The sequence below is a fragment of the Xanthomonas dyei genome (assembly GCF_002939865.1).
Classification (GTDB): Bacteria; Pseudomonadota; Gammaproteobacteria; order Xanthomonadales; family Xanthomonadaceae; genus Xanthomonas; species Xanthomonas dyei.
Window position 1 is genome coordinate 22,155 of record NZ_MDEE01000049.1, and the last position, 7,193, is coordinate 29,347.

The following is a 7,193-nucleotide window of genomic DNA, read 5'->3' on the forward strand; positions in this document are numbered from 1 at the left end:
TTAAGTCGGGAATCAACCCGCCAGTTGCTGATTCAGATCCATCATGCGGCTGGCGATGGCATCCGGGTTGATGGAGTAGCTGCCGTTCTGCAAGGCTTCTTTCACCGCCTGGACGCGACCGGTGTCGATCGCCGAGGACTGCGAAAGCTCGCGCTGCAGGTTCTGCAGATTGGTGGCCTCGCCGGTCAGCTTGACGCTGTCGGTGGGCGGTAAGGCTGCAATCGGGGACGCGCGATCTTCGCCGGCCGGAACGATCTTGCTGCTCGTGGCCGCGGTGCGAAGAGTGGCAGCGGTCGGTAGATTGCCTTCGATTTTCTGGGTCATGTCAGGAACTCCTCTACAGGTCGTAGGGGATAACGGCACCCGGAAAAAAAACTTTATAGAAAATTTCTACCTGGAGACCAAAACGGTTCCGCTCGCTTCAACAATCCCCTGCACCACACGGTGGGACGAGGAATTTTCAACCGAAACCCGCTCGTTTTCGCCGGCATCGGAGAGTGCGCGACCGCTCATGCGCACCTCCAGACCGCCGTTGCGCGACACCAGCGGGACGGTGTCGCCGCGCCGGACCAGCCGCTGCGTCACCAGATCATTGGCCGAGAGCAGCGAGCCGGCCGGCAGGACGCGGCGGGCGGACTTGCCCACTGCGGCCACTGGGTCGGCCAGTACCGCACCGACGATGCGGGCGACGTCACGCTTCTCGATACTGATATCGGCCAGCGAGATGGTTTCTCCAGCGCTGATGCCCCGACGCAGCACCAGTACATCCTGGTTGCGGCGCACCTTCAACGGCACGAACAGGCGCCAGCCGGCCGGCTGCGGGCAGGCCACTTCGACCGTATTGGTGCCGGTGGGCTGGGCTTGCAACGCGATGGGACAGGCCGGCATGCGCAGCCCCGGATCGAGCGTGGCCTCGGCTTCGGCATCCGGACCGACCGTGGCCAGTGCCGCGGCACGAATGGAATCGACCGACTGGTACCCATCGGCCCAGGCTGGGGCGGCCACCAACAAAACAACAAGCAGGAGCAGGCGCATGGGACCAGATCCGGAAGAAGACGCGGAAGCTCATGCAAGCGGTGTGCCTGTTTTTGCCGGGATTGGAGATTGGGGATTGGCTAGAGCGGGCTGTTGCATGTCTGCAAGGTTGCGGTGATTGCAGCCGGGCCTGCGTGGGCGCCTAACTCAAGTGAGTGGTGGTACCCAGACCAGGACATCGTCCGGCAGCCCGTCGCGGCTCAATCGCCAGATCCCTGCTCCAGCGCAGGCTTTAGCTTTAGAGCTTGATCCTGCTCCAAAACCAATCCCCACTCCCGAATCACCAATGCCCGCCTCCAAGCGAATCGCAAATCCCGACTCCCGAATCCAGACAGCGCCCCTCCGCCAACCACAAAGCCCTCAAGTTTCCGGGCGGCGCTGTCGATATCTGCCACATGACCCACGATCTGCTCAACCGCATCGACCAGCGCACCCGACTGGCTGGCCACAACCGACTGGCGCTGCTGCTGTTTAGGCTGGGCGGACGCCAGCTTTTTGGCGTCAACGTCTTCAAAGTCCAGGAAGTGCTGCGCCGGCCGGAACTGTTCCAGGTGCCAGGCTTGCCCACCGAGTTCGCCGGCGTTGCCGACGTGCGCGGGCGCTCGGTACCGGTGCTGGACTTAGGCCTGGCGATCGGCCACCCGGAACGCGATTCGCACTCCGAAAACGGCCCCGGCTATCTGGTGGTGGCCGAGTTCAACCGCTCGGTCCAGGGATTTTTGGTCAGCGGCGTGGAGCGCATCGTCAATATTGCGGTGGAAGATATCCACCCGCCGCCGGAACTTGGCGCCGAAGCCACTTATTTGACGGCGGTGACGCGGTTCCAGGGCGAGCTGATCCAGGTGATCGACGTGGAAAGCGTGCTGGCCGACATCGCCAAGGTCAGCAAGGACGTGCAGCTGGACCCGTCGCTGCAGCTGGTGGCCTACGACCGTCAGTTCCAGGTGTTGGTGGTGGACGACTCGCGGGTGGCGCGTCAGCAGATCCGCAGCGTGCTCGACCAGCTGGGGGTGTCGGCAACCTTGTTGTCCGACGGCCGCCAGGCGCTGGATCACCTGCTGCAGGTGGCCGCGTCGGGCGAAAACCCGGCCGACCGCTATGCGATGGTGATCTCCGATATCGAAATGCCGGCAATGGACGGTTACACGCTGACGACGGAAATTCGGCGCACACCGGGCCTGCAAGGCCTGTACGTGCTGCTGCACACCTCCTTGTCGGGCGTGTTCAACAACGCCATGGTCGAACAGGTCGGCGCCAATGCCTTCGTGGCCAAGTACAGCGCCCACGAGCTGGCCGACTACGTGCTGGCACGCCTGAAAGTGGTTGCCGAAGCGGCCTGAGCAAGAGATCGACTGACCGGTTCGCCGGCGGCGGGTCGTTCGCAGCGCGCGGCCGCAGGTGCCGATGGCAATGAGAAAGAAGGAATGCCTCGCAGGCGCTCCTGGCGTAGGAGTTCAGGCGACACCCAAGCCGCCTTGGCGGCGCGCTCTGGATGGATTGCCAGCCTGCTGTTGGCGTGAATTACCGCCAACAGCGACTCATCACAACTCCCGACCTATCTCGTCACGTAAGACGATCGTCCGCAGCAGCGCGCCATCTTCGGCAACGCGCTCGATTTCCAAGGCGGTTGCATCCGTTGTAAGCAGCGCCTTTCTAGGGCTGCGAGCGGTCGCCGCTGCCACCTGACTCTTCCCGCTAGCCCCGACCGTTGCCGGCCGCGGCCGCTAGCCACGCGGCGCCTCGCACAGGACTTGCATAAGGTTTTTCGATAGCGCGCGAGGGGCCGAACCGGTCTTTGCAGGTTTGCCTTTCTCGCTGAAAGCGCGGCCCTGACCCATCAAGGCCCCACCAGGGCGCTTTCACCGCCCTCCCCGCGCAGCGGGTTCCGCCATACCCCTGATTTGGCACAAACATTGCTTCTTCCCTGGCAACACTTCGCGGGAGAGCACCGTGTCCAATCCCTTCTCGTCCTTCCTCGGCGTCCACGGCGACGCATTGTCGTTGCGCGAGCAGCGCATGAAGCTCATTGCCAGCAATCTGAGCAATGTGGACACCCCCGGGTACAAGGCCAAGGATCTCAACTTCGAAGCGGCGCTGAAGTCGGCCCAGGGCGTGCAGGACGGCGGCCTGATGCAGGCCACCGACGCCAAGCATTACGAAGTGGGTGGCGCCGCCGGGCTCAATCCGTTCCAGATCACCCGCGAGGCCGACCAGCCCAGCCTGGACGGCAATACTGTCGATCCCGATGCAGAACGCGCCGCCTACGGCCGCGCCGCGCTGGAATACCGCGCGTCGCTGAGCTTCCTCGAATCCAAGGTGCGCTCGATGCTCACCGCGATCACGGGCCAATAAGTCATGAGCAACCTTCCCATTTTCGATGTAGCCGGCTCGGCGCTGCATGCGCAGTCGGTCCGCCTGAGCACCATCGCCTCCAACCTGGCCAATGCCGACTCGGTCGCCGGTTCGGTCGAGGCGACCTACAAACCGATCGAGCCGATCTTCCAGGCCCAGCAGAGCCGTCAGGACCCCAGCCTGACCTCGGTGAACGTCAAGGAGATCACCACCACCAACGCGCCGCCGATCCGTCGCTACGAGCCCGGCCACCCGCTGGCCGATGCCGACGGCTACGTGTTCTCGCCCGACGTGGACCCGGTCTCGCAGATGGTCAATATGATTTCCGCCTCGCGCAATTACCAGGCAGGCGTGGAAATGCTCAATACCGCCAAGGAACTGGCGCTCGCGACTCTCACGATGGGTCGCTGACCCTCCTTGCTGACCTTTTTCCTACGGACCCTTCCCAATGAGCACGATCGGTAGCGACCTCTACACCAGCCTCGGGCTGACCTCCAGCAGCGCCACATCGACGAAGAAGAAAGAGGAATCGCTCGGCCAGGCCGACTTCCTCAAACTGATGACCGAGCAGCTGCAGCATCAAGACCCGCTCAAACCAATGGAAAACAGCGCGTTTCTGGGTCAGTTGGCGCAGTTCTCCACCGTGCAGGGTATCGGCGACCTCAACACCAAGGTCAGCAGTTTCTCCGCAGCGCAAAGCAGCGACCAGGTGCTCAAGGGCGCAGCGTTGGTCGGGCACAACGTGCTGGTGCCGTCGGCGCAGGTCGCCATCGATGCCACCGGCTCGGCCAAGGGCGTGGTCGCGGCGACCTCGGCCGGCTTCGTCAATTTCGAAATCACCGATGCCAACGGCGCCTTCGTCAAACAACTCAGCGTGCCGGCCAGCGCCGCCGGTGAGGTGTCGTTTGCCTGGGACGGCACCGACGCCAACGGCAACCGCATGGCCGCCGGCAAATACGGCATTACCGCAACCCAAACCGACACCGCCGGTGCCAAGAGCAAGTTATCCACCTACGTCGATGCACCGGTGGACAGCGTCACGATCGGCTCGGACGGCCTGTATCTCAACTTGACGGGGCTCGGCACCTCCCCGCTCGCCAACGTGCTCCGCGTCAGCTGAGCCGGCAACCGACACTTAAAGGAACTCATCCATGGCTTTCAACACCTCGTTGTCCGGCATCAACGCAGCCAATGCCGATCTGAACGTCACTTCCAACAACATCGCCAACGTCAACACGACCGGGTTCAAGGAATCGCGTGCCGAGTTTGCCGACATGTTCCAGAGCACCAGCTACGGCCTGTCGCGCAATGCGGTCGGTTCGGGCGTGCGGGTCAGCAACGTGGCGCAGCAGTTCTCGCAGGGCAATATCGACCCGACCGGGCGCAGCCTGGATCTGGCCGTCTCCGGCGAGGGCTTCTTCACCGTGTCGTCCAACGGCGCCAAGATGTACACCCGTGCCGGCAACTTCCAGACCGACTCCAACGGCTATGTGATCAACCCGCAGGGCGCGCGTTTGCAGGTGTTTGCGCCCAATCCGAGCGGCAATGGCTTCGACGTGGGCCGCCTGTCGGACCTGCAGCTGCTGACCACCGACAGCCCGCCCAAGTCGACCTCCACGGTCAACCTGGCCTTCACCCTGCCCGGCAACGCCACCGCGCCGACGGTGACCCCGTTCAACCCGGCCGACGACAAGACCTATAGCCACTCCACCGGCGGCATCAATGTCTACGACTCGCTGGGCGTCAGCCACGTGCAGACCTCCTACTTCGTCAAGACCGCCAACCCGAACGAGTGGCAGGTGCACAACTATGTGGACGGCACGGCAGTCGGTGCGCCGACCACGTTGCAGTTCTCCGACACCGGGTCGCTGACCACCCCGTCTAACGGCATCATCGCGATGGACCCGTTCACCCCCAGCACCGGTGCCGGCGTGCTGAACATGCAGCTCAATGTCAGCGGCTCCACCCAGTACGGCGAAGCCTTCGCACTACGCGACACCCGCCAGGACGGCTACGCCAGCGGCAAGCTCAACGAAATCAGCATAGACACCAGCGGCGTGGTGTTTGCACGCTATTCCAACGGCGCCGACAAGCCGCTGGGCCAGGTCGCACTGAGCAGCTTCATCAACCCGCAGGGCCTGCAGTCGCAGGGCAACAACATGTGGGCCGAAAGCTACACCTCCGGCGCCCCCCGCACCGGCGCGCCAGACACTTCGGACCTGGGCCAGATCGAATCCGGCTCGCTGGAATCCTCCACGGTGGACCTGACCGAGCAGCTGGTGAACATGATCGTGGCCCAGCGCAACTTCCAGGCCAACTCGCAGATGATCTCGACCCAGGACCAGGTCACCCAGACGATCATCAATATTCGTTAAGGGCTGGGAATAGGGAATCGGGAATAGGGAATCGTAAGAGCCGGCGTCACGTCTAGCGGACAACGGCCTTACCTCCCTCTCCCAGTCTCCAGCAATCCCGCTTTTACGATTCCCGATTTCCCACTCTCGATTCTCGGTGTCAAATGGACAAAGCCCTCTACGTCGCAATGACCGGTGCCCGCGCCTCCCTGCAGGCGCAGAGCACCGTGTCGCACAACCTTGCCAACGTCGATACGGTGGGGTTCAAGGCCGCATTGGCTAATACCGAGGCCTTCAAGATCCAGGGCAAGGGGTATCCGTCGCGGATCGATGCGCTGCACGTGGATCAGGGCTTCGATCGCAGCCAGGGCCATCAGAAAGTCACCGGCAACCCGCTGGACGTGTCGTTGCAACAGGACCGCTGGCTGGCCGTGCAGTCGCCCGACGGCAGCGAGGCCTACACCCGCAACGGCGAATTGGCGCTCACCGCCAATGGCCAGTTGGTCACCGCCAACGGGCACGCGGTGCTGGATGAAGGCGGCAACCCGATGACCATCCCGCCGCACCAGGCAATGGAAATCGGTAGCGACGGCAGCATTTCCATCATCCCGCAGGGCGAAGGCCCGCAGGCGATGGATATCGTCGGCAAGATGAAGGTGGTCGATGCGCCCGCCGACCGTTTGACGCGACGCCCGGACGGCTTGATGCGCAATACCAGCACCGACCCGGCGCAGGCGTTTGCGGTGGCCACCGGCAAGACTGTCAACGGCGGCATGCTGGAAGGCAGCAATGTGGATGCCGCCGGTGCGTTGGTGGAGATGATCCAGCTGCAGCGCCAGTTCGAAATGCAGGTCAAGATCATCAAGAACGGCGACGACAACGCGCAGTCGGCCAATTCCTTGCTGCGGGTCAGTGGCTAATAACACCTGGCGAGTGGTCGCCAAGCGAGTGCGGCCGGCACGCCGGACCCGAGTACGCAGCGATACCTGCCGATTCCAGGCACCGGATGCGCTTGTCTGGTGGCCATCCAGCAGCCGTCAGATGCCCTAAACGTGATCGCCGAAGCGACTACGCCGCCAGGCGGATGACTATTGCGGTCATTTGGCCGATTGAAGCACGACGAGCGCGTTATTGCGGCGCGTTTATCCTAGCTGCCGTCCTCGGCTTCAGGCCTGAAAGCTGCCCGGCTGCACGCGGTCCAAACGCGCAGTGCGCATGGCGTCGCTCCAAGCCGTTGCACCCATTGCCCAGCGAAGACATCAGTCGACGCACGGCACCTGATTCAACCGCCACGTCTATCAACGCCGCGTTTATCTCAGTCACCGACCAACACCGGCGGTGCTTGCGCGCGTGTAGGCGTGGGACCTTATGCGGCATGGATGCCGCATAAGAGCCTTATCTGTTCGGAATCTGGCAGTTTAGGTGTCGAGAGCCGGCGTGGGCTGCCGTCAG

The 7,193-nt window shown here is 63.3% G+C and carries 8 protein-coding genes; 6 read left to right on the forward strand and 2 right to left on the reverse strand.

What is annotated here, in order from left to right; all coding sequences use genetic code 11:
* Positions 1 to 12 precede the first annotated feature (12 nt).
* Both flgM and flgA read right to left on the reverse strand, forming a co-directional pair.
* Positions 13 to 324 (reverse strand): flagellar biosynthesis anti-sigma factor FlgM, encoded by a 312-nt coding sequence (gene flgM / locus XdyCFBP7245_RS20850; protein ID WP_104617313.1) that lies wholly within the window; start codon positions 322 to 324, stop codon positions 13 to 15.
* A gap of 66 nt (positions 325 to 390) precedes the next feature.
* Positions 391 to 1,035: a flagellar basal body P-ring formation chaperone FlgA gene (gene flgA, locus XdyCFBP7245_RS20855; RefSeq protein WP_104617314.1), complete on the reverse strand. Its 645-nt coding sequence runs from the start codon at positions 1,033 to 1,035 to the stop codon at positions 391 to 393.
* A 395-nt stretch (positions 1,036 to 1,430) separates the two neighbouring features.
* Here flgA and XdyCFBP7245_RS20860 point away from each other — a divergent pair, with 395 nt between their 5' ends.
* The 6 genes from XdyCFBP7245_RS20860 (at position 1,431) to flgF (ending at position 6,661) form a co-directional block, all read left to right on the forward strand.
* Positions 1,431 to 2,375: a chemotaxis protein CheV gene (locus XdyCFBP7245_RS20860; RefSeq protein ID WP_003482947.1), complete on the forward strand. Its 945-nt coding sequence runs from the start codon at positions 1,431 to 1,433 to the stop codon at positions 2,373 to 2,375.
* A gap of 610 nt (positions 2,376 to 2,985) precedes the next feature.
* Positions 2,986 to 3,387 carry a flagellar basal body rod protein FlgB gene (gene flgB, locus XdyCFBP7245_RS20865; protein ID WP_104617315.1) on the forward strand — a complete coding sequence of 134 codons (402 nt, stop codon included), beginning with the start codon at positions 2,986 to 2,988 and terminating at the stop codon, positions 3,385 to 3,387.
* A gap of 3 nt (positions 3,388 to 3,390) precedes the next feature.
* The gene (flgC, locus tag XdyCFBP7245_RS20870) at positions 3,391 to 3,798 is read left to right on the forward strand and encodes a flagellar basal body rod protein FlgC (protein ID WP_005998243.1); all 408 of its coding nucleotides are present in this window, start codon (positions 3,391 to 3,393) and stop codon (positions 3,796 to 3,798) included.
* A 37-nt stretch (positions 3,799 to 3,835) separates the two neighbouring features.
* Positions 3,836 to 4,507 carry a flagellar hook assembly protein FlgD gene (locus tag XdyCFBP7245_RS20875; RefSeq protein ID WP_104617316.1) on the forward strand — a complete coding sequence of 224 codons (672 nt, stop codon included), beginning with the start codon at positions 3,836 to 3,838 and terminating at the stop codon, positions 4,505 to 4,507.
* 31 nt (positions 4,508 to 4,538) lie between these two features.
* A complete protein-coding gene (gene flgE / locus XdyCFBP7245_RS20880) occupies positions 4,539 to 5,762 on the forward strand; it encodes a flagellar hook protein FlgE (RefSeq protein ID WP_104617317.1) in 1,224 nt (407 codons plus the stop codon).
* Between the two features lie 143 nt (positions 5,763 to 5,905).
* Positions 5,906 to 6,661: a flagellar basal-body rod protein FlgF gene (flgF, locus tag XdyCFBP7245_RS20885; protein WP_005998249.1), complete on the forward strand. Its 756-nt coding sequence runs from the start codon at positions 5,906 to 5,908 to the stop codon at positions 6,659 to 6,661.
* Positions 6,662 to 7,193: the final 532 nt, after the last annotated feature.

Coding starts and splice junctions, on each gene's coding strand:
- flgF (WP_005998249.1), top strand. CDS start 5,906: ATGGACAAAGCCCTCTACGTCGCAATGACCGGTGCCCGCGCCTCCCTG.
- flgE (WP_104617317.1), top strand. CDS start 4,539: ATGGCTTTCAACACCTCGTTGTCCGGCATCAACGCAGCCAATGCCGAT.
- flgM (WP_104617313.1), bottom strand. CDS start 324: ATGACCCAGAAAATCGAAGGCAATCTACCGACCGCTGCCACTCTTCGC.
- flgC (WP_005998243.1), top strand. CDS start 3,391: ATGAGCAACCTTCCCATTTTCGATGTAGCCGGCTCGGCGCTGCATGCG.
- flgA (WP_104617314.1), bottom strand. CDS start 1,035: ATGCGCCTGCTCCTGCTTGTTGTTTTGTTGGTGGCCGCCCCAGCCTGG.
- XdyCFBP7245_RS20860 (WP_003482947.1), top strand. CDS start 1,431: ATGACCCACGATCTGCTCAACCGCATCGACCAGCGCACCCGACTGGCT.
- XdyCFBP7245_RS20875 (WP_104617316.1), top strand. CDS start 3,836: ATGAGCACGATCGGTAGCGACCTCTACACCAGCCTCGGGCTGACCTCC.